Source organism: Pseudomonas putida (assembly GCF_050989985.1).
GTDB lineage: Bacteria > Pseudomonadota > Gammaproteobacteria > Pseudomonadales > Pseudomonadaceae > Aquipseudomonas > Aquipseudomonas putida_AI.
Window position 1 is genome coordinate 1,183,634 of the sequence record NZ_CP158815.1, and the last position, 21,388, is coordinate 1,205,021.

The 21,388-nt window shown below is 61.4% G+C and carries 20 protein-coding genes; 12 read left to right on the plus strand and 8 right to left on the minus strand.

Features of this window, described 5'->3' with window-relative positions:
* Positions 1 to 207: 207 nt before the first annotated feature.
* The 4 genes from ABTV29_RS05620 to ABTV29_RS05635 all read left to right on the plus strand — a co-directional run bounded on the left by ABTV29_RS05620 (position 208) and on the right by ABTV29_RS05635 (position 4,328).
* Entirely contained in the window at positions 208 to 1,311 is a 1,104-nt protein-coding gene (locus ABTV29_RS05620; protein WP_433769194.1) for an extracellular solute-binding protein, read from the plus strand.
* Between the two features lie 191 nt (positions 1,312 to 1,502).
* Positions 1,503 to 2,411 (plus strand): ABC transporter permease, encoded by a 909-nt coding sequence (locus ABTV29_RS05625; protein ID WP_433769195.1) that lies wholly within the window; start codon positions 1,503 to 1,505, stop codon positions 2,409 to 2,411.
* On the plus strand, positions 2,408 to 3,256 hold the full coding sequence (locus ABTV29_RS05630; RefSeq protein WP_433769196.1) for an ABC transporter permease: 849 nt from the start codon (positions 2,408 to 2,410) through the stop codon (positions 3,254 to 3,256). The genes ABTV29_RS05625 and ABTV29_RS05630 overlap by 4 nt, the downstream gene beginning before the upstream one ends.
* Before the next feature lie 16 nt (positions 3,257 to 3,272).
* The gene (locus tag ABTV29_RS05635; RefSeq protein ID WP_433769197.1) at positions 3,273 to 4,328 is read left to right on the plus strand and encodes an ABC transporter ATP-binding protein; all 1,056 of its coding nucleotides are present in this window, start codon (positions 3,273 to 3,275) and stop codon (positions 4,326 to 4,328) included.
* 131 nt (positions 4,329 to 4,459) lie between these two features.
* On the opposite strand, the gene ABTV29_RS05640 is transcribed toward ABTV29_RS05635, so the two are convergent.
* Complete coding sequence (locus tag ABTV29_RS05640; RefSeq protein ID WP_433769198.1) at positions 4,460 to 5,401, minus strand: AraC family transcriptional regulator; 942 nt, start codon at positions 5,399 to 5,401, stop codon at positions 4,460 to 4,462.
* A 336-nt stretch (positions 5,402 to 5,737) separates the two neighbouring features.
* Between ABTV29_RS05640 and ABTV29_RS05645 the strand changes: the two genes are divergently transcribed.
* Positions 5,738 to 6,091, plus strand: a complete 354-nt coding sequence (locus ABTV29_RS05645) for an antibiotic biosynthesis monooxygenase family protein (RefSeq protein WP_433769199.1) — start codon at positions 5,738 to 5,740, stop codon at positions 6,089 to 6,091.
* Between the two features lie 43 nt (positions 6,092 to 6,134).
* Positions 6,135 to 6,377, plus strand: a complete 243-nt coding sequence (locus ABTV29_RS05650; protein WP_433769200.1) for a hypothetical protein — start codon at positions 6,135 to 6,137, stop codon at positions 6,375 to 6,377.
* On the opposite strand, the gene ABTV29_RS05655 is transcribed toward ABTV29_RS05650, so the two are convergent.
* Entirely contained in the window at positions 6,378 to 7,007 is a 630-nt protein-coding gene (locus tag ABTV29_RS05655; RefSeq protein ID WP_433769201.1) for a flavin reductase family protein, read from the minus strand.
* A gap of 255 nt (positions 7,008 to 7,262) precedes the next feature.
* Positions 7,263 to 7,634, minus strand: coding sequence for a heme utilization protein (locus ABTV29_RS05660; protein ID WP_433769202.1), 372 nt, complete (start codon positions 7,632 to 7,634; stop codon positions 7,263 to 7,265).
* A gap of 349 nt (positions 7,635 to 7,983) precedes the next feature.
* Here ABTV29_RS05660 and ABTV29_RS05665 point away from each other — a divergent pair, with 349 nt between their 5' ends.
* Complete coding sequence (locus tag ABTV29_RS05665; RefSeq protein WP_433769203.1) at positions 7,984 to 8,739, plus strand: COG4705 family protein; 756 nt, start codon at positions 7,984 to 7,986, stop codon at positions 8,737 to 8,739.
* Positions 8,740 to 8,845: 106 nt separating this feature from the next.
* Here the strand turns inward: ABTV29_RS05665 and ABTV29_RS05670 are convergent, their stop codons facing one another.
* From ABTV29_RS05670 to ABTV29_RS05685, 4 genes are all read right to left on the minus strand, one after another.
* Positions 8,846 to 10,165, minus strand: coding sequence for an MFS transporter (locus ABTV29_RS05670; RefSeq protein WP_433769204.1), 1,320 nt, complete (start codon positions 10,163 to 10,165; stop codon positions 8,846 to 8,848).
* A 299-nt stretch (positions 10,166 to 10,464) separates the two neighbouring features.
* Complete coding sequence (locus tag ABTV29_RS05675) at positions 10,465 to 11,799, minus strand: sigma-54-dependent transcriptional regulator (protein ID WP_433769205.1); 1,335 nt, start codon at positions 11,797 to 11,799, stop codon at positions 10,465 to 10,467.
* Positions 11,784 to 13,559 carry an ATP-binding protein gene (locus ABTV29_RS05680; RefSeq protein ID WP_433769206.1) on the minus strand — a complete coding sequence of 592 codons (1,776 nt, stop codon included), beginning with the start codon at positions 13,557 to 13,559 and terminating at the stop codon, positions 11,784 to 11,786. Before ABTV29_RS05680 ends, ABTV29_RS05675 begins: the two co-directional genes overlap by 16 nt.
* A gap of 239 nt (positions 13,560 to 13,798) precedes the next feature.
* Entirely contained in the window at positions 13,799 to 15,322 is a 1,524-nt protein-coding gene (locus ABTV29_RS05685; protein ID WP_433769207.1) for a fumarate hydratase, read from the minus strand.
* Between the two features lie 314 nt (positions 15,323 to 15,636).
* Between ABTV29_RS05685 and ABTV29_RS05690 the strand changes: the two genes are divergently transcribed.
* From ABTV29_RS05690 to ABTV29_RS05700, 3 genes are all read left to right on the plus strand, one after another.
* Positions 15,637 to 16,743 carry a diguanylate cyclase domain-containing protein gene (locus tag ABTV29_RS05690; protein ID WP_433769208.1) on the plus strand — a complete coding sequence of 369 codons (1,107 nt, stop codon included), beginning with the start codon at positions 15,637 to 15,639 and terminating at the stop codon, positions 16,741 to 16,743.
* Positions 16,736 to 17,671 (plus strand): iron-sulfur-binding ferredoxin reductase, encoded by a 936-nt coding sequence (locus ABTV29_RS05695; protein WP_433769209.1) that lies wholly within the window; start codon positions 16,736 to 16,738, stop codon positions 17,669 to 17,671. Before ABTV29_RS05690 ends, ABTV29_RS05695 begins: the two co-directional genes overlap by 8 nt.
* A gap of 131 nt (positions 17,672 to 17,802) precedes the next feature.
* Positions 17,803 to 18,552, plus strand: coding sequence for an enoyl-CoA hydratase-related protein (locus ABTV29_RS05700; RefSeq protein ID WP_433769210.1), 750 nt, complete (start codon positions 17,803 to 17,805; stop codon positions 18,550 to 18,552).
* Positions 18,553 to 18,741: 189 nt separating this feature from the next.
* Here ABTV29_RS05700 and pyk read toward each other — a convergent pair whose 3' ends face one another.
* Positions 18,742 to 20,193 (minus strand): pyruvate kinase, encoded by a 1,452-nt coding sequence (gene pyk / locus ABTV29_RS05705; protein ID WP_110964649.1) that lies wholly within the window; start codon positions 20,191 to 20,193, stop codon positions 18,742 to 18,744.
* Positions 20,194 to 20,363: 170 nt separating this feature from the next.
* On the opposite strand from pyk, the gene ABTV29_RS05710 reads away from it, so the two are divergent.
* A complete protein-coding gene (locus tag ABTV29_RS05710) occupies positions 20,364 to 20,741 on the plus strand; it encodes a tetratricopeptide repeat protein (RefSeq protein ID WP_433769211.1) in 378 nt (125 codons plus the stop codon).
* A gap of 246 nt (positions 20,742 to 20,987) precedes the next feature.
* Positions 20,988 to 21,347, plus strand: coding sequence for a PilZ domain-containing protein (locus ABTV29_RS05715; protein WP_433769212.1), 360 nt, complete (start codon positions 20,988 to 20,990; stop codon positions 21,345 to 21,347).
* Positions 21,348 to 21,388: the final 41 nt, after the last annotated feature.

Genomic DNA, 21,388 nt, shown 5'->3' on the forward strand with positions numbered 1-21,388 from the left:
AAGGTGAGCGCATGCCTCAAAGCGAGGCATGCGCTGGCGTCATGGCTTCAATGAGTTTTTATCGATAGTCAGGTGTTTTACACGACCTCAGGATGAACTCACCGGTTCAGCGAAACCCCCGAAAATACGGGAGCCAGCGCTGGTCCGACCGCGCGGATGCAACAGTTTCGACCTGCCTCATACCTACAAAAACAAAGGGAGTCCGTAATGGGCGAGCATGATCTGAACAGACGTCAATTTATCAAGACCGTGGGCGTAGCCTCGGTTGCAGCAGCGGCCATGAGCATGCCGTTCATCAAGGCCAATGCCAGCGATACCCGTTTTGCCGGCAAGACCCTGAAACTGCTGACCTGGTCCGATGACACCGGCCTGGCAGCGTTGCGCAACATCGCCGCGACCTTCGAAGACAAGTACGGTTGCAAGGTCGTCGCCGACCGCACCGGCAGTACTTCGGAAATGGTCGCCAAACTCAAGGCCGGCGGTGATCGTCCGCAGTACGACATCATCACCCTGGCAGGCGTCGGCGCCGAAGGTCTGGCCGCCGCGAACCTGCTGGAAAAGCCTGATCTCAACCGCATTCCCAACCTGGTCGACGTACCGGAGAAATACCGCACCGGCGCCAATGGCCACGGTATCGGTTACCTGCTCTGGTGCAACAGCCTGGTCTACAGCACCCGCACCCAGAAAGAAGCTCCGACCAGCTACGCCTCCCTGTGGGATGCCGATGCGGCGCCGAACATCTTCCTGCCGCCGCCGAACTGGACCGAGGCCATGGACCTGATCATCATCGCCGCCAAACTGGCCGGTGGTGACGAACACAACATCGAGCCTGGCTTCAAGAAGCTCGCCGAGCTGAAGGATCGCGTGGTGACCCTGGGTGAAAACCCGAACCAGATCGCCGAGCTGTTCCGCACCGGTTCCCTGGACATGGGTGGCCTGTACGCGCCGGCCTTCTTCCCGAAACAGATCCGCGATCCGAACTACGGCCTGGGTGCCACCTTCGGCATGAAGGAAGGTTTCTACACCGACCTGATGCTCTCGGTGATGCCGAAGAATCGTCCGGGCGACACCGACATGGCCTACGCCTTCATCAACCACTCTCTGGACCCATTGGTGCAGGGCAAGATGGCTGAAGACATCTACAACGGCCCGGTCAACGCCAAGGCGATCATCTCCGCCGAAGCACGCAAGAGCCCGTACATCCTCACGCCTGAGCAGATTGCCGAGAAGGCGATCATGCACGACAACGCCTTCCTGGCGACGGTGCATGACCAATGGATTCGTCGTTACACGGAAATCTTTTCTTCCTGATCGAGTGACGAACACAAGTCTTTAGAACACTGCAACACCCTGTGGGAGCGGGCTTGCCCGCGATGACGGTCTTCGTGTCGGCAAAGATGTGAATGACAGATCGCTTTCGCGGGCAAGCCCGCTCCTACAGGTTTTGCGGTGGCTTTCAAAGTTGTGTTTGTCAGCTGCTTTCCATTGACGAGACCCTTGCTATGGAACACCAACCTCTGACCCATCCGGTGAGTGCCGCCCCCGTGCGCGCCGATCGCGGTATTTCGCCGACGGCCCGTGCCTGGTTTTTCCTCACGCCTTCGATGCTGTTTCTGGGCGTGCTGATCGCCGCCAGCCTGCTGGTACTGCGCATGAGCGTGGGCACCAAAGGCGCGGAGTGGTCCGGGTTCAGCCTGGCCAGCTACGCCCAATTGCTGGAACCCTATTACCTCAAGTCCCTGCTGCTGACCCTGCGCCTGGCGCTGATCAGTGCGGTGATTGCCGTGGTGCTGGCCATTCCGGTGGCCTACACCATGTCACGCCTGACTTCGCCGTTCGTACGGCGGATTTTCCTCGCTGCGGTGCTGCTGCCGTTGCTGGTCAACCTGCTGCTGCAAAGCTATGGCTGGCTGGTGATTCTGGGGCCCGGCGGGATGCTCAACCAGACGCTGATGGGCCTGGGCCTGATCAAGCGTCCGATCATGCTGTTGTACAACCAGAACGGCGTATTGATGGGCCTGGTCCAGACCGCCTTCCCGCTGGCTGTCCTGCCGATTGCCAGTGCCATGCGCGGCGTTGCCCGCAGCTACGAAGAAGCCGCCGCCACCCTCGGCGCCAGTCGCTTCCAGGTGTTCCGTCAGGTGGTGCTGCCCATGAGCCTGCCGGGGATCATTACCGGTGCGACCCTGGTGTTCGCCTACAACGCCAGCAGCTTCGTGGTCCCGCTGCTGCTCGGTGGCCGTCGCGTGCCGATGCTGGCGGTGATGGTGCATGACCAGATCGCTCCGCTGATGAACTGGCCCGCCGCGTCCGCCGCCGGCGTGGTGTTGATCGTCACCACCCTGGCGATCATGACGCTATCCGAATACATCACTGGCCGTCGTCGGCGCATGTTGGAGGCTTCGCAATGAGTACCCTGATCAAAAAGCGCCAGTCACTGCTGCCAGGTGAAACCGGCAAGTTCGCCGGGACCCTTTCGGGTTTCATCCTGCTGCTGGCGGTACTGCCGATCCTGACGATGATCGTCATGTCGTTCAGCGGTTCGTCGAACCTCGACTTCCCGCCCACCAGCTACAGCCTGCAATGGTACAAGGCCGCCTGGCACACCTTCGTCTCGCCGGACGCCAGCGACGTGCTGAGCCTCGGCCAGGCCATGACCACCAGCCTGATGGTGTCGTGCCTGACCATGATCTTCGCCACGCTGATCGCGGTGCCGGCCGCTTACGCACTGACGCGCTGCGAGTTCCGCGGCAAGGCCGTGGCGCTGCAACTGATGTCGCTGCCCCTGGTGTTCCCGATGGTGGTGCTGGGCCTGGCCTTGCTGCTGGTGTTCGATAGCCTGCCGTTCCACATGACCACCTCGCGGCTGGTGATCGCCCACGTGATCCTTGCCTTGCCGTTCGTGGTGAAGAATTGCACGGCGGCCATGCTTTCCATCGGCAGCGAAGTGGAAGAGGCCGCGCAAATGCTCGGTGCCTCGCCACTACGAGCGATTGTCGACGTGGTGGTGCCGTTGATGAAGTCGGGGATTCTGGCGGGCATGCTGCTGGCGTTCATCGTCTCGTTCAACGAGTTCACCGTGACCTATTTTCTCTACACCATCGACGTGATGACCGTGCCGATCTGGATGTACAGCCGCACCGTGTCTTCGCTCGACCCAACCGTATTTTCGTTTGCCGTGCTGATCGTGCTGATCGACTTCGTCCTGATCTGGGCGCTGGAGAAGCTGGTTGGTGAAGGTGGCGTTTCGTTCTGATTTCTTGAGGTGATTTATGTCTGGTCTGATTCTGGAAAACGTCGAGAAACACTACGGCTCGGCCTGCGCGGTAAAGGATGTGAACCTGCATTTGCCCGAGGGCAAGCTGGTGTGTTTCCTCGGTCCTTCGGGATGCGGCAAAACCACCTTGCTGCGCATGATCGCGGGGCTTGAGTCCCTGACCGGCGGCGAGATTCGCCTGGACGGTGAGGACATCGGGCACACCCCGGCGCACCTGCGCAATTTCGGTATGGTCTTTCAATCCCTGGCGCTGTTCCCGCACATGACGGTGGGGGAGAACATCGCTTATCCGCTGAAACTGCGCGGGGTCAGCAAGGCTGACCAACATGCGCGAGTGGTGGAGTTGCTGGAACTGATCCAGCTGCAACCGATGATCGATCGCCCGGTGGCCAAGCTGTCTGGCGGGCAACGCCAGCGTGTGGCGATTGCCCGGGCGATTGCCAACCACCCGAAAATCCTTCTGCTCGATGAGCCGCTGTCTGCGCTGGACGCCAAGCTGCGCGAATCGATGCAGGTGGAAATCCGTCAGCTGCAACAACGCCTGAACATCACCACCATCATGGTGACCCACGACCAGCGCGAGGCCATGACCATGGCCGATATCGTGGTGGTATTGGGTGAGCATCGGGTGCAGCAGGTGGGGACGCCGATCGAGATCTATCGGCATCCGGCCAACGAATTCGTCGCGGACTTCATCGGCTCCGGCAACATCTTCCCGGCCACGGCGCTGGGCAACGGCAAGGTCAGCCTGCCCGGCGGCGACGCGCTGCAAGTGCCGATCTGCAGCAGCATCGTGGTCGGGGAGAAGGTGAAGATGCTGATCCGCCCTGAAGACCTGCAACTGTCCGCCGCGCAGGCATCAGCGGGTAATCGCCTGCTGGGCAAGGTGACGTTCGTGCGTGACATTGGCGCGACCATCGAGACCACGGTGGAGTGTTCCGGGGTGACCTTTACCGCGCTGAGCACGCCGAATCAGGGCGTGGGCCTGAGCGTTGGGCATCCGGTGTCGGTGACCTTGCCGGCGGAGGCTTGCCGGGTACTCGGGGCCTGATCCGGATGTGATGTTGGCCGCACTGGCCTATCGCGAGCAGGCTCGCTCCTACAATGGATCGGTGTACACCGCCCCAATGTGGGAGCGAGCCTGCTCGCGATGGGGCCGGCAAACGCGCCGCGAAAACCGGATCAAACCGACAACCGCAACCGCGCCAGATCCCGCAGCGGCGGCGCACCGAACAACCGGCTGTACTCCCGGCTGAATTGCGAAGGGCTTTCATAGCCCACCCGATACCCCGCCGCCGAAGCTTCCAGTCCTTCGGCCAGCATCAGCCGCCGGGCTTCCTGCAGGCGCAACTGCTTCTGATACTGCAACGGACTCATCGCCGTCATCGCCTTGAAGCGGTGATGCAGGGTCGACACGCTCAGGTTCACTTCCCTGGCCAGATCATCGATGCGCAACGGCTGCTCAAAGTTGCCGTTGAGCCATTTGATCGCCTGGCTGACGCGGTGGCTCTGACTGTTGGCAATGGCGATTTCATACAACCGATGGCCCTGCGGGCTGCGCAGCAATCGATAGAGAATTTCCCGGCGGATCAGCGGCGCGAGCATGGCGATGTCTTTCGGCGTGTCGAGCAGTCGCGCCAGGCGCACTACCGCATCGAGCATCGCAGCGTCCAGGCGCTCCACATACAGTCCTCGCCCGATCGGCCGGGTGGGCACGCCCATGGGGCCGGCATCGGCGATCAGTGCAGTGATCTCAGCCGGATCGATATCCAGCCGTACGGCCAGGATCGGTTCTTGCACGGTGACATTCACCACCCGACCGCTGAGGGGCATCGAGACCGAGACCACCAGGTAGTTCAGCGGATCGTAATTGAAGTATTCGTCCGCCAGCCGAACTTCCTTGCGCCCCTGGGCCATGATGCACAGCGCCGGTTGCGCGAGCACCGGGGCGAAGTCGTGGTTCTGGCTGTGGCGCGACATGAACAGCGAATCGACCGCGGTGGCATAACTGCCATCTTCGGCGGTGTTGCGCCGGATGATCGCCGCCAGTTCAGCGCGCTGCTTTTCCATCTCGGCATCCAGCGGGTCTGGCTGCGGCTGAGAAAAGTGATCGAATGACGACATGCAAGGCATCCTCGCAAGGGCAGAAGGGATGGGGCAGAGCATATGTTTGTGCAAGCGGCAGCGGTAGACACATCCTGTCGAATGCTTGCCTGATTCTGCACGGGGTTGTTTTCTCACTCTGACAAGGCAGAGAGCAGACGGGAAAACTTGCTTGAAACTCGTCTGGCAGTACGGTGACAGTGTTTTACACCTTGTTACAGGCTGTCGACGCAGTTTCGCAGGATTGTGCAACGCACCGGCAGGAATCGACTAACGACAGCAGCACCCGGGCCCTTAACCTTGGATCCTGTCGCAGCCCGTCCCCGGCTGCCACGCGACTCCCCGGGAGGGTTGAACATGTCCAAGCAAATCCCCGTCAGTCATATGGCTTTTGTCCGCGCACGCGCCGGGCGTTCGCAAGAGCTGGGTGTGCGCCTGAGCGCGCTGATCGAACCGTCCCGCGCGGCATCGGGCTGCCTGAGTTTTGCCCTGCAGCACTCCCAAGGCGATCCGGACCTGTGGCTGGTGTCCGGTTTCTGGGTCAATCAACAGGCCATGACCGCGTATTTCAGCACCCCGGCCATGGAGGTGTTTGCCGAGCTGGTGCAGGACCTGGTGGTCAACAGCCTGGATTTCCACACCTTCAAGGAAGTCTCGGAAGCGCAGGCCCTGCGACAATCCGGGGCGGCGGTACACAAACTGGCCGGTTGAGGGTTTAATGTCCGGCTTATTTGGCTGAGCCAGGACCTGTTACATGGCACGTAAAGAGTTCGAACACTTCGAAGCGGTTTCCGCTGTAGTTCCCGTCGAGTTGGGCGCAAACAAGGGTTATCACGCAGCGATCGCCGTCAAGGCACTGGTCGGTGGTGGTGCGCCACGTTTTCACAAGCTGCTGGAGGGGCAGGTTTTTCCGGGGGCCATCGCCGCCGATGAGGCCGCCATCAAAGAGCTGGAGCGCCTCAAGGGTGTCGACGATGACGCCGAGCTGATCTGGTAACTACTTCTTCGCTCCCGGGCGATACATCTTGAATAACGCCTCGGGCCCCAGCTGGAAGTAATCCGCCGGCCCGCCGCCGCGCAGAATCGGTTCTGCCGCGGCGGTGTCGTATACCCCGTCCTTCAACAGCCACCTGGCGATATGCACGGCGACCACTTCGCCGAGGATCAGCCAGCTCGGCACCACGTTCCCGTCCGCGCGCTGCAACTGAATGATCTGCGTGACCTTGCACTCGAAGGACACCGGGGTTTCCGCCACCCGTGGCACCGAAATGATTTTCGAGGCCACCGGGGTCAAACCCGACAGCTCGAACTCGTCGACTTCCGGTCCCACGGCGGCGCAGCTCTGGTTCATCTGCTCGGCCAATGGCCGGGTCGCCAGGTTCCAGGCGAACTCGCCGGTCTGTTCGATGTTGTTCAGGCTGTCTTTGCGCCCGATGCTGGAAAAACCAATGATCGGCGGAATGTAGTTGAAGGCGTTGAAGAAACTGTAGGGCGCCAGGTTCAAGCGGCCTTGGGCATCCTGTGAAGAGATCCAGCCAATGGGGCGCGGGCCGACGATCGCGTTGAACGGATCGTGAGGCAGGCCATGGCCGTTGGCGGGTTCGTAAAAGTGGATGTCGTCGGGCATGGCCAGTCTTCCTGAAGGCTTGAATCGAAGGAGAGCCATAGTGCTAGGGCTTGCAGCTGATTTCCAGTCAGATGAAGAACCTGTGGGAGCGAGCCTGCTCGCGATAGCTCACTGACATCCACCCTTGATGTTGACTGACCGATTGCAATCGCGAGCAGGCTCGCTCCTACAGGTTCCACGCCAGCCGGGGAAATTGCTCGGCTCCAGAAATGACCAAGCCCGGCCGAGGCCGGGCTTTGGTGTCACTGGGGTGAATCAGCTAATGGACGCGCCGCCAGTGCGATCGTAGCCGTCTTCGGCAACGGTGGAGCCGCCAGTGCGGTCGTAACCATCGGCAGCGACGGTGGAGCCGCCAGTGCGGTCGTAGCCATCGGCAGCGACGGTGGAGCCGCCAGTGCGATCGTAACCATCGGCAGCGACGGTGGAGCCGCCAGTGCGATCGTAGCCATCGGCAGCGACGGTGGAGCCGCCGGTGCGATCGTAGCCATCAGCGGCAACGGTAGCGGAGCCGGTGCGGTCATAGCCGTCTGCTGCGACAGCGGAGCCGGTGCGGTCGAAACCGTCGGCGGCGAAGGTGTTGGCAGCCAGTACGGACAGGGCCAGGGCGAGGAACAGTTTGGTTTTCATTTTCGGTTCTCCAGATTCGTTGGCGTTTTGTGTCTTGGGCATGGGTTTCATGCTACGCCAATTAAACTGATTAAAAAGCGCAAAATAATGTTAGAAACAATCGATTAATTAGATGTTAAGGCGGTCGAGCTTTTCCGCTTTCAGACACTGAGTGAGCGCAAGGCACTTAATCGATCGGGCAGGATCAGGATGGAGGGCGAGCATTAACTCGTGATTAATCGGCTCTTTCGCCCGCGTGACAGATTTTTCATAAACCGCTTACCCATTTTTCACCCCCTGTTCTCCAGTCTGCGCGCCATCGGATTACCCGAAGAAAAACGGCCGTCTTGACCATTGGAGCTGCACCTCGATGAATAAACTTCCTCAAATCACCTTGGCGTTCTGGGTGATGAAAATCTGCGCGACGACCCTGGGGGAAACCGCCGGCGATTTACTGTCGATGACGCTCAACGTCGGCTATGCCGTCAGCTCGCTGATTCTGATCAGCGTGTTTGTGTTGACCCTGGTCACGCAACTGATGTCCAAGACCTACAAGCCAGTGCTGTACTGGATCGTGATCCTGTCGACCAGCACGGCCGGTACCACCATGTCTGACTTCATGGACCGCACCCTCGAACTGGGTTACGCCACGGGGTCGATGATCCTGATTGCGATTTTGCTGGGCATCTTCGCGGCCTGGCGCCTGAGCGGCGATTCGCTGAACGTGAGCAAGGTCCAGACGTTCCGCGGCGAGATGTTCTACTGGATGGCGATTCTGTTCTCCAACACCCTGGGCACGGCATTGGGCGATTATCTTGCCGATGATTCCGGCCTTGGTTTTGCCGGCGGCGCGATGCTGATCGGCTCGACCATCGCGGTGGTCGTGCTGCTCAAATACTTCACGAAGATTTCGACCGTGGTGCTGTTCTGGGTGGCCTTTGTCCTGACTCGACCTTTCGGCGCGACCCTGGGTGACTTCCTGACCAAGCCCCATGAAAAAGGTGGCCTGGATTTCGGCACCATCGGCTCGTCGGTGGTGTTGGCGGGGGTTCTGCTGGTGATGATCGTGGGGGCTTCGATGGCGCAGAAGCGCTTCGGGAAACTGCAGGTTGCCGAGTTGACTTGATACCGGGGAGAGCCCATCGCGAGCAGGCTCGCTCCCACATTGGAACTGGGTTCACCAGACCTTTGTGGGAGCGAGCCTGCTCGCGATTATTTCAAGACAACCTTGATCAGTCGGTGACGATCCGCGAATGCTTCTGGGTGTCTTTCATGGTGACGTACACCAGCAACGAAATGGCGATGCACCCGGTCACGTACCAGTAGTAGCCGGATTCCATGCCGATGCTCTTGAACCACAGGGCGATGTATTCAGCGGTGCCGCCGAAGATCGATACGGTCAGTGCATACGGCAGGCCGACACCCAGGGCGCGGATTTCGGTCGGGAACAGTTCGGCTTTGACCACTGCGTTGATCGAGGTGTAGCCGCTGACGATGATCAGCGCCGCCATGATCAGGAAGAACGCGCCCCACCAGGTCTGGATGGTGTGCAGGGTCATCAGGATCGGCACGGTGAAAATCGTGCCCAGCACGCCGAAGGCGATCAGGATCGGACGACGGCCGATCTTGTCCGACAGGCCGCCGATGATCGGCTGCAGGCACATGAACAGGAACAGCGTGGCGGCGGAAATGGTGGTGGAGTCGGAGATGCTCATGCCGACGGTGTTCACCAGGTATTTCTGCATATAGGTGGTGTAGGTGTAGAACGCCAGCGTACCGCCCATGGTCAGGCCGACCACGGTCAGCAGTTCCTTCGGATGACGCAGCAAGGTGCGCATCGCGCTTTCCTTGGCCTTCTCTTTCTTCACGAACGACTCGGTTTCTTCCATGCCGCGACGCAGGTACAGGGCGACCACGGCACACAGCGCGCCGATGGCGAACGGGATGCGCCAGCCCCAGGCATACAGCTGTTCGGTGGTCAGTGTCTGTTGCAGCACGATCAGCACCGCCAGTGCGATGAGCTGCCCGGAAATCAGGGTCACGTACTGGAAGCTGGAGTAGAAGCCGCGACGTTCCTTGGTCGCCATCTCGGAGAGGTAAGTGGCGGAGGTGCCGTATTCGCCACCGACCGACAGGCCTTGCAGCAGGCGCGCGAACACCAGCAGGATCGGCGCGCCGATGCCGATGGTTTCGTAGCCGGGGCTCAGCGCGATCAGCAGCGAGCCGAAGCACATCAGGTACACCGAGGCCATCAGTGCACGTTTGCGACCGGCTTTGTCGGCGTAGAGGCCCATGAGCCAGCCACCGATCGGACGCATCAGGAAGCCCACGGCGAAAATCGCAGCGGTGTTCATCAGCTGTGCGGTGGAGGAACCGGCAGGGAAAAAGGTCTTTGCGAAGTACAGGGAGAAGGCGGCATAAACGTACCAGTCATACCACTCGACCATGTTGCCCACAGAACCGCTGAAGATCGACTTGATGCGGCTGGCAGTGGATCTTTCCTTGACCGGCACGGCAGCCGACCCAAGGGGCAGGGTGTTGGAGTTATCCATTGAAGGATCCTTCATTTAGTTGTTTTTGTGGAGCGCGTCTGAACGCCGCCTGAAGGGGCTATAGCAGGAGCTGTGCCAATGGGGAGAGGGCCGGTTTAGAGGGGGTAAGCCGTTTGAGTGAGCGGGAATCCGCTTATGTACTGGTGGGTGTGAGCGGAAAATCGCTCATTGGGCCGGGGAGTTTTGTTGTATATGCCGGCCCCATCGCGAGCAGGCTCGCTCCCACAATGGCAAGGCGTTCACCGATCTACTGTGGGAGCGAGCCTGCTCGCGATGAGGCCAGATCAAACACCACAAAATCAGCCTTCGGGAAGGAACATCTCTCGGGTGAGCCCATGCCGCTGCATCTTTTCATTGAAGGTACGACGCGGCAGCTGCAGTTCTTCCAGCACCGCCTTGACGTCACCCTTGTGCCGGGTCAACGCCGCGCGCAGGCACTGCGCTTCAAAGGCTTCCTGTTGTGCCGCCAGCGATTGCCCGGGCTCGATGCCCGCCGGCACCGGTTCGCCAAGCCCCAGGACCTGACGCTCGGCCACGTTCGCCAGTTCGCGCACATTGCCCGGCCAGTCGTGGCTCAAAAGGTGGCTCAACTGCGCCCCGCTCAAGGGTGAAAAGCTGCGACCCAGGCGCTCGGCGGCGTGGCGGGCGAAGGCTTCATACAGTAGGGGAATGTCCTCGCGGCGGTCACGCAACGGCGGCAGGCGCAGTTCGGCGACGTTCAGGCGATAGGCCAGATCCTCGCGAAAGCGCCCGGCCCGTGCTTCGTCGAGCAGGTCCGGCTTGGTCGCGGCGATGATGCGCAGGTCCACGTGAATGCTCTGGTTCGAACCCAGGCGCTCCAGCTTCTGCTCCTGCAACACCCGCAGCAGTTTCACCTGCTGCGCCAGGGGCATGCTTTCGATTTCATCGAGAAACAGGGTGCCGCCGTCGGCATATTCGAGCTTGCCGACGCGCTTGCCCTGGGCGCCGGTAAAGGCACCGCTTTCATGGCCGAACAGCTCGGCCTCGAACAGTTGCTCGGGGATCGCCGCGCAGTTCAAGGCGACAAAGGGTTTGTCGGCACGCGGCCCGAAGTCGTGCAGGCAGCGAGCAACCAGTTCCTTGCCGCTGCCGGTTTCACCACGGATCAACACATTGACCGGCAGCGCCGCCAGGTCCAGCACCTGCCCGCGCAGGGTTTGCAGGCCGCGGGATACCCCGAGCAGCGTCGCATCGAGCTTGGCGCGGTTGTCGGCCTGTTCGTGCAAGGCGCGGTTTTCCAGCACCAGGCGGCGCTTGTCCAGCGCGCGGCGCAGGCTGCCGAGCAGGGTTTGCGGGCTGAAGGGTTTTTCCAGGAAGTCGTAGGCGCCATCACGCATGGCATCGACCGCCATCGGTACGTCGCCGTGACCGGTCAGCAGGATCACCGGCAGGTCGGCATCGCGGCGCTGCACTTCGGCCAGCAGTTCCAGGCCGGTCATGCCAGGCATGCGCACGTCACTGAGAATCACCCCGGGAAAATGCCTGGGCAATTGCGCCAGGCACTCTTCGGCACGGCTGAACAGCTGCACCTCGAAGCCCGACAGGCTCAGCCATTGCTCGACGGCACTGCGGATGCTGCTTTCGTCGTCGACCACCATCACTGAGTTGAGCATGAGCCTTGGGCCTCCAGATCGATGGGCAGGGTCAGGGCAAACACCGCGCCGTTGGCATGATTATCGGCAGTCAGGCGTCCGCCCGACTCATGAACGATAGCGAAAGACACCGCCAGGCCGATACCCAGGCCATCGCCCACCGGCTTGGTGGTGAAAAACGGGTCGAACACCTTGGACAGGTTTTCTTCGGCAATACCGCTGCCGTTGTCGATGACGCTCAATCGCCAGATCTGTTCCTCGGCTTCGAGGCGGATTTCCAGGCGCTTGCAGGTTTTGCCACTCATGGCGTCCAGGGCATTGCGCAGCAGGTTGATCAGCACCTGCTCCAGACGAATCGCATCGCCGCGAACCCAGGCCGGGCGTGTCAGATGCAACACGGTGCTGACCTGTTCATCGCGCAATCGCGTGTCGAGCAGTTGCAGCGACTGATCCACCACCGCCGCCAGGTCCAGTCGTTCGCGCAAGCCGCTGGGGCTTTTGCGGGCGAAGGTCTTCAGGTGGCCGGTGAGGGCGGCCATGCGGGTGAGCATCTCGTCCACGGGTTTGAGGGCCGCGTAGGCTTCATCGACCCGGCCGTGATCGAGCAGCAGGCGCAAGGTGGCCAACTGCATGCGCTGCGCGGTCAGCGGCTGATTGATTTCATGGGCCAGGGCGGCCGACATCTGCCCGAGGGCCGCCAGCTTTGCCGATTGCACCAGCCCTTCCTGAGCGGTGCGCAGGTCGCGGGTGCGCTCTTGCACCAGCTGTTCGAGTTCCTCGCGGCTGCGCTGGCGCATTTTCGCCAGGCGCCAGCGCTGGTTGAGGAACAGCAGCAGAAACACCAGCGCCAGCCATAGGCCGGCAGCGGCGAGCGCGGCGTTGCGACTGTCTTCGAACGCCACCTGCGGACGACGCAGCAGGTGCAATGTCCAACCTTCGGCAGCCAGCGGCAGGGACTCCCAAAGGTAATCCGCCTGACCGTCCGGACCTTGCACCCGGGCCAGCTCACTGTTGTCGTCGAAGCGTCGCAGTGAGTGGTAGTCCAGCAGTGTCAGCGGCTGCTTGTCGTATTGGCGGGTGGCCTTGAGTTCGGCGTGGTCGCTGTCGTTCAACGGCTTGAGCAGGCGATAGCGCCAGCCCGGCTGGTTGGCGATGAAGACGATTCCGCGGGCGTCGCTGACCAGCAAGGTGTCGTTGCCCTGGCTCCACTCCCGTTCCAGTTCCGGAAACTCCAGTTTCACCACCATGGCGCCGAGAAACTGCCCGTCGTCGTTGGTCACGGCGCTGGACAGGAAGTAACCCGGAATGCCGCTGGTCACCCCCACGGCATAAAAGCGCCCGGTGCCCTGGGTGCGGGTCTGGTTGAAGTAAGGGCGGAAACCATAGTTGTGGCCGACGTAACTGCTGGGCAGCCGCCAGTTGCTCGCGGCGACTGCAAGACCGGTGCGGTCGAGCAATTCCAGGGTCGAGGATTCGGCGGCGCCGTTGATTTGTTCCAGCTTGCGGTTCAGCAGGTCCTGTTGGCCGGGAGTGACCGGGCCCTTGAGCGCGTCGCGCAATTGCGGGTCCAGCGCCAGTACCGAGGGCAGGGAGCGGTAGCGCTCGATCAGGGTATGCAGGGAGGTGGCATAGAGCCCCAATTGCTGATTGGCGCGGGCCGCGTCTTCGACCATGGATTGGCGCACGGTATGGCGCATCGCCAGGGTGGCGGCGATGACGGCACCGGCAATGATGACCAGGGTATAGAGCGTCAGGCGCAGGGGGCGGGATGACAAGAACATGCAGGCATTACACATGGGGTACGGAGGGGGCGCACCATAGCATGGGTCTTTGCTGACATCCCACAAACCCCTGTAGGAGCGAGCTTGCTCGCGATAAAGTCGGGATCACCACGGGGTGCCAGATGCTACGCGTTATCGTTGACGACCATCGCGAGCAAGCTCGCTCCTACAGGGAATCGGGGCAATAAAAAAGGCGACAGGGGATAAGCCCTGTCGCCTTTTTCAGTCAGTCGAAATGCTTACTGCACTTCTACCGCCAGGCTTTCACTGATCTTTTGCTGCCAGATGGCAGGACCGGTGATGTGTACCGATTCGCCCTTGCTGTCGACCGCAACGGTCACTGGCATGTCGGTCACGTCGAACTCGTAGATCGCTTCCATGCCCAGTTCAGGGAACGCCACCACGCGGGACTTCTTGATGGCTTGCGCCACCAGGTAAGCCGCGCCGCCCACAGCCATCAAGTAAACGGCTTTGTAGTCCTTGATCGCCTCGATGGCGGTCGGGCCACGCTCGGATTTGCCGATCATGCCCAGCAGGCCGGTTTGATCGAGGATCTGCCGGGTGAACTTGTCCATACGCGTTGCGGTGGTCGGGCCCGCTGGGCCAACCACTTCTTCGCGCACCGGATCGACCGGGCCGACGTAATAGATGAAGCGACCCTTGAGGTCCACCGGCAGGGTTTCACCCTTGTTCAGCATCTCGACCATGCGCTTGTGCGCGGCGTCGCGACCGGTGAGCATCTTGCCGTTGAGCAGGATGGTTTCGCCCGGCTTCCAGCTCTGCACTTCTTCCGGGGTCAGGGTGTCGAGGTTGACGCGACGGGCCGACGGACCGGCTTCCCAGACGATTTCCGGGTAGGCATCCAGCGGTGGTGCTTCCAGCGCTGCAGGGCCGGAACCGTCGAGCACGAAGTGCGCGTGACGGGTGGCGGCGCAGTTCGGGATCATGCACACCGGCAGGGACGCTGCGTGGGTCGGGTAGTCCATGATCTTCACGTCGAGCACGGTGGTCAGGCCGCCCAGGCCCTGGGCACCGATGCCCAGCTGGTTGACCTTCTCGAACAGCTCCAGGCGCATCTCTTCGATGCGGTTCTGTGGGCCGCGAGCCTTCAGCTCGTGAATGTCGATGGATTCCATCAACACTTCCTTGGCCATCACCGCGGCTTTCTCGGCGGTGCCGCCGATGCCGATGCCGAGCATGCCCGGTGGGCACCAGCCGGCACCCATGGTCGGAACGGTCTTCAGAACCCAGTCGACGATCGAGTCGGACGGGTTGAGCATGGCCATCTTCGACTTGTTCTCGGAACCGCCGCCCTTGGCCGCCACGTCCACTTCCACGGTGTTACCCGGAACGATGGAGTAGTGGATAACGGCCGGGGTGTTGTCCTTGGTGTTCTTGCGAGCGCCCGCCGGGTCGGCGAGGATCGAAGCGCGCAGGACGTTTTCCGGCAGGTTGTAGGCGCGACGAACGCCTTCGTTGATCATGTCGTCCAGGCCCATGGTGGCGCCATCCCAACGCACGTCCATGCCCACGCGGACAAACACGGTCACGATGCCGGTGTCCTGGCAGATCGGACGGTGGCCGGTGGCGCACATGCGCGAGTTGATCAGGATTTGCGCCATGGAATCACGGGCTGCCGGCGATTCTTCGCGCAGGTAGGCCTCGTGCATCGCCTGGATGAAATCCACGGGGTGGTAGTAGGAAATGAATTGCAGGGCGTCGGCAACGCTCTGAATCAGGTCTTCTTGCTTGATCACGGTCATGAGTCGCGCTCCTCTAAAAGACGGGAACATTCAATAAGGTGCTTGCAGCTTGGGTGCATCGGTCGGTTGCAAGCACCTTTCAAGGCACGCCGGCATGCTGGCGCGACGCTAAAAAGGCGCGGCAGTATACCGCGCCTCGCTCAAGGGCACACGCGCCGGCAGTCAATCGTTGGTCGCATATCGGACACTGGACTTGACGCAAGGCGTTCGTCCCTGAAAATTGAATGGTCATTTATCGGCCACGCCACTAAAGTGACATACGGTCTGTAGAGTAGGACGCTCTACCAGCCTCCTTTCATTCGGTGAGTCAACGATTGACCCATAACGCCATTCAACGCCTGCTGATTAAACGTTTTGCCCTCGCGGCCGGCACCTATGCCCTGGCATTGCTATTGGTGTGGCTGGCGTTTTTTACCGGTCACTATGAGGATTCGCTGGCGGGCATGGCCATTGGCAGTTCGCTGGTGGTCATCAGCCAGGCGGCGCTGTTCGCGCTGTTTTATTCCGGTCGCAACCTGCGTTTCGCCGACCCCAGCCTGACCGAGGCCCAGGTGATATTGGGCCTGGGCTGGCAAACCTGGCTGGTTGCCCACCTGGACGAAGCGCGCGGGGCCTTCCTGGTTTTTTATGTCTTGATCCTGTTGTTCGGGCTGTTCCATCTGTCCCGACGATCATTCCTGCGCTGCGCCTTGCTGGTGTTCTTCAGTTTCAGTGCGATCACGTTGTGGGAGGGCTACCACATGCGGTTGCCCGACCCGGCCCTGGCGGCGTTGCAGGTGTGCGTGCTGTTGATCGTGCTGGTCTGGCTGGTGCTCTATGCCGGTTATGTCCAGGCCTCGCGGCATCGCATGCGCCAGCGCCGCTTTGCTTTGCAGGCGCACCAGGACACCCTGCGCGGGATGATGCGCCAGCTCGAAGACCTCGTGGCCACCGACGAGTTGACCGGACTGTTCAACCGCCGGCACTTCCTGCGCCTGGCCTCCCGCGAGCTCAAAGCCATGGATGCCGGCGTCATGCACGGCCTGGCACTGATCGACCTCGACCATTTCAAGCGCATCAACGACATTCATGGCCATGCCGCTGGCGATCAGGTGCTGCAAGCCTTCGCCGGCGTGGCCACCGCTTGCTTGCGCGACGGTGACGTACTGGCCCGCTATGGCGGCGAGGAATTCGTGGTGCTGTTGCCCGATTGCGATGCGGACAGTTTGACGTCCTGCTGCGAGCGGCTGCGGATCGCGTTCACCGATGTCGAGTTGCTCGGTCTGAGTGTCCGTAACCTCAGCCTGTCCGCCGGCATGACGTTGCTGGTGGCAGGGGACGATCTCGACGATGCCTTGCAGCGCGCCGATCAGGCGCTGTATCGCGCCAAGCGTGACGGGCGCAACCGCTGTGCAGCAGCCTGGGAAAACGTCGATGCCTGAGTTGCGTGTGGGTGAGCGCCAGTGGTCGGTGGCGGCGGGCAGCAATCTGCTCGATGCGCTGAATCACAATGGCGTGGCGGTGCCTTATAGCTGTCGCGCCGGCAGTTGCCATGCGTGCCTGGTGCAGTGTGTGCAAGGGTTGCCGAGCGACAGCCGCCCCGATGCCTTGAGCGCGGAGCAGCGTCAGCAGGGCTGGCGACTGGCGTGTCAGTGTCAGATTGTCGAAGACTTGCAGGTCCACACCTTCGATCCGCAGCAGGACGGTCGGCCCGCCGAGGTCGCCGCGGTCGATTGGTTGAGTGACAGCGTGCTGCGCCTGCGCCTGACTCCGCAGCGCCCGTTGCGCTACAGCGCCGGCCAGCATCTGGTGCTGTGGGCGGGGAATGTGGCAAGACCGTACTCCCTCGCCAGCCTGCCGGAAGACGATCGCTTCCTGGAGTTTCACCTTGATTGCCGCTTGCCTGGGGAATTCAGCGACGCGGCTCGGCGCTTGAACATCGGCGACGCCATCCGCCTAGGCGAGTTGCGCGGTGGCGCCCTGCATTACGACCCGGACTGGCATGAGCGGCCCCTGTGGCTGATGGCTTCCGGGACCGGGCTGGGGCCGCTGTTCGGCGTGCTGCGTGAAGCGTTGCGCCAGGATCACCAAGGTGCGATCCGCGTCATTCACCTGGCCCATGATGCCAATCAGCATTATCTGGCCAAGCCCTTGCAGGCCATGGCGGCCAGCCGTCCAAACCTGAGTATCGAGCTGTGGACCGCGGCCGAGTTGCCAGCGGCTTTGGCGCAACTGCGGCTTGTTTCGCGGCAAACCCTGGCCTTACTCTGCGGAGCCCCCGACAGTGTCGACGCCTTTGCCCGACGCCTGTATCTGGCGGGATTGCCGCGCAATCAACTGCTGGCCGATGTGTTCCTGCCCCGTGGTTGAGCGCTGATTTTTGTGGCGAGCGAGCTTGCTCGCGTTTGAGTGCGTAGCGCTCACAGATTTTTGAGGCCGCTGCGCAGCCCAGCGCGAGCAAGCTCGCTCGCCACAGTCCATCCTCTCAATCGGGACTCGTCATGACCGAAGCCATTCTGCTGCAACGCGAACGCGGCCTGCTGACGCTGCGCCTCAATCGCCCGGAAAAGAAAAACGCACTGACCCGCGCCATGTACAGCCAGTTGGCCGAGGCGCTGAAGCGGGCTGATAGCGACCCTGAAATCAATGCAGTATTGATCACCGGCTCCAGCGAGTGCTTCACCGCCGGCAACGATATCGCTGATTTCGTCCAGCAACCACCGGCCAACCTCGACAGCCCGGTGTTCCATTTCATGCTCAACCTGCTCGAATGCCGCAAACCGGTGATCGCTGCCGTGGCCGGTGCGGCGGTGGGGATCGGTACGACGCTGTTGCTGCATTGCGACCTGGTGTACGTCAGCCGTGACGCGCGCTTGCGCATGCCGTTCGTCAACCTGGGCCTGTGTCCGGAGTTCGGTTCCAGCCTGATCCTGCCGAGGCTGCTCGGGCAGGCCAGGGCGGCGCAATTGCTGCTGCTTGGCGAAGGTTTCAATGGTGAACAGGCGGCCGCCTGGGGTATTGCGTCCGAAGCATTGGGCAGTGGCGAAGAGGCGTTGGCCAAGGCGCGAGAGATGGCCCTGCGTTTCGAGTCCTTGCCACCGGAGGCGGTGCGGATCAGCAAGCAATTGATGAAGGCCCCGGATCGGGAACTGCTGAGAAAGGTAATAGAAGAAGAGGGCGCGTTGTTCACCCAGCGGTTGCGTTCGCCGGAGGCGATGGCGGCGCTATCGGGGTTTATCAACAGGCATTGAGTGTTGTGGTGATTGAGCGGGCCTCATCGCGAGCAGGCTCGCTCCCACAATGGTATGGCGTACACCGGTCTACTGTAGGAGCGAGCATGCTCGCGATGAGGCCAGACCAGACAACACAAATAAAGGATCAGCAAACAAAAAGCCCCGCCATTCACATGGCGGGGCTTTTGTCTTTCAGCAACCGGTCACTCAGACCTGCGGGTCGCCAACGTGCAGGATCTTCATGCCGTTGGTACCGCCGGTGGTGTGGTAGCTGTCGCCCTTGGTCAGGATCACCCAGTCGCCTTTCTCCACCACGCCGCGCTTGACCAGCTCGTCGATGGCTTTCTGGCTGACTTCGTTCGGTGCCAGCGACGCCGGATCGAACGGGATGGTGTACACGCCACGGAACATCGCCGCGCGAGCCTGGGCTTCACGGTGCGGGGTGAACGCATAGATCGGCACCGAGGAACGGATACGCGACATGATCAGCGGGGTATAGCCGCTTTCGGTCAACGCGATGATCGCCTTCACGCCCGGGAAGTGGTTGGCCGTGTACATGGTGGCCAGGGCGATGCTCTCGTCGCAGCGCTCGAAGGTCTTGCCGATGCGGTGGCTGGAGGTCTTGCTGGTCGGGTGCTTTTCCGCGCCGATGCAGATACGGGCCATGGCCTGTACGGCTTCGAGCGGGTAGGCGCCGGCGGCAGACTCGGCCGAGAGCATCACGGCGTCGGTGTAGTCGAGCACGGCGTTGGCCACGTCGGACACTTCGGCACGGGTCGGCATCGGGTTCTGGATCATCGACTCCATCATCTGGGTCGCCACGATCACCGCCTTGTTGTGGCGACGTGCGTGCAGAATGATCTTCTTCTGGATACCCACCAGCTCGGCATCGCCGATTTCCACGCCGAGGTCGCCACGGGCCACCATCACTGCGTCGGAAGCCTGGATCAGGTCATCGAGGGTTTCGTCGTCGGCCACGGCTTCGGCACGTTCGATCTTCGCCACCAGCCAGGCGGTGCCGCCGGCTTCGTCGCGCAGTTGACGGGCGTATTGCATATCGGCGGCGTCACGGGGGAAGGACACTGCCAGGTAGTCCAGGTCCATTTCCGCGGCGAGCTTGATGTCGGCCTTGTCTTTTTCGGTCAGGGCCGGAGCGGTCAGGCCGCCACCGCGACGGTTGATGCCTTTGTGGTCGGACAGCGGGCCGCCGATGGTTACCACGCAATGCAGTTCGGTGGCGGTGGCGGTTTCGACGCGCATCACCACGCGGCCATCGTCGAGCAGCAGCTCGTCGCCCACACCGCAATCCTTGACCAGATCCGGGTAGTCGATGCCGACAACCTGCTGGTTGCCTTCGGTCAGCGGATGGCTGGTGGAGAAGGTGAACTTGTCACCGATCTTCAGCTCGATGCGCTTGTTGGCGAACTTGGCGATACGGATTTTCGGGCCTTGCAGGTCACCCAGCAGGGCGACGAAGCGGCCGTGCTTGGCGGCCAGGTCACGCACCAGCTTCGCGCGAGCCTTGTGCTCGTCGGGGGTGCCGTGGGAGAAGTTCAGGCGGGCGACGTCCAGGCCAGCCAGGATCAGCTGTTCGAGAACTTCCGGCGAGTTACTGGCCGGGCCAAGGGTGGCGACGATTTTGGTACGACGGACGGACATGCAAAGACTCCTGAGTTCAAGCGCTGAGTGAGGCTACTATGCTCCGGATGTGTAGTCATTGTTCGTTTGCACTACTTTTTTCTTTCTTTATTGAACGTGCAACTTTACGCCAGGAGGCCTGAAGATTTCCGTCCACGGGTCGATAAAGCGTTCAAGACAGGAGATTCCCCATGCGATTCGTATTCATTGCCGCCCTTGCCCTGTTCGGTGTCACGGGCTGCGTCCGGTTTGCCATGAACCATCATTTGAACAATGCCTACAGCGCCTATGACCGTGGCAACTGCGAGCAAGTGATGCTCGAACTGTCCAAGGTCGAGCGCGACAGCCGGGCCCGGCCTTATGTCTGGCCGGAAGTCTCGATGATGCGCGGCCAGTGCCTGGAACGGCAGAAAATGTTCATCGATGCAGCACAGACCTACCAGTTCATCATCGCCACTTATCCGCAAAGCGAGTACGCCTATCGCGCCCGTGCCCGCCTGGAAACCCTGGCGAGCCTGGGGCATTACCCGATGCGCAGTGCTGCAACCGTACGTCCGACGCAGTTCTGATGCTGGTTATCATTCAATAGCTGGCCGACCGGCGGTGGTGAGCTATAGTCGAATAGATCGGTTTAGAGCCGGGTTTCTAAACCGGAGCAACACCTGTGATCGGCAGGAGTAAGCGGCAGCGATTGATGGGCTGTCGCGCCAGGATCGGGGAGAGCGGGCTGCATCTGCCTGGACGTATCAGCCGGCAGGCCTGTTCCGAAGCATTAGTGCGGCTCTGCTTAAGGGCCTAGCGAAGCGAATTCAGCAATGTTCACTGACCGCCGGATCGAGCGGCATCAACTGCCGTATTTCCTGAAAGTATTCAACAGTGTCACTGACAAACCCATCGGTTACCTGGGCAATGTCTCCGCAGACGGGTTGATGCTCATCAGCCAGTTGCCAATGATGATTGGCGCGGACTTCGGGTTGCGCCTGAAAATTCCTGTCGGCGATGGGTGCCAGCAGATCATCGATCTGCGTGCGTGTTGCCTGTGGTGCCACGAAGATCAAACCCCCCAGTACTACGACGCCGGCTTCAGCCTGCAGCGGGCCCCGCCGGAATATGGGCAGCTGGTGGAGGCGTTGAAGCAGTACTTCAGTTTCCAGACGTTGTCGGCTTCGGCCTGAACTCAACGGCGCCATTGCAATCGCCATCGCGAGCAAGCTCG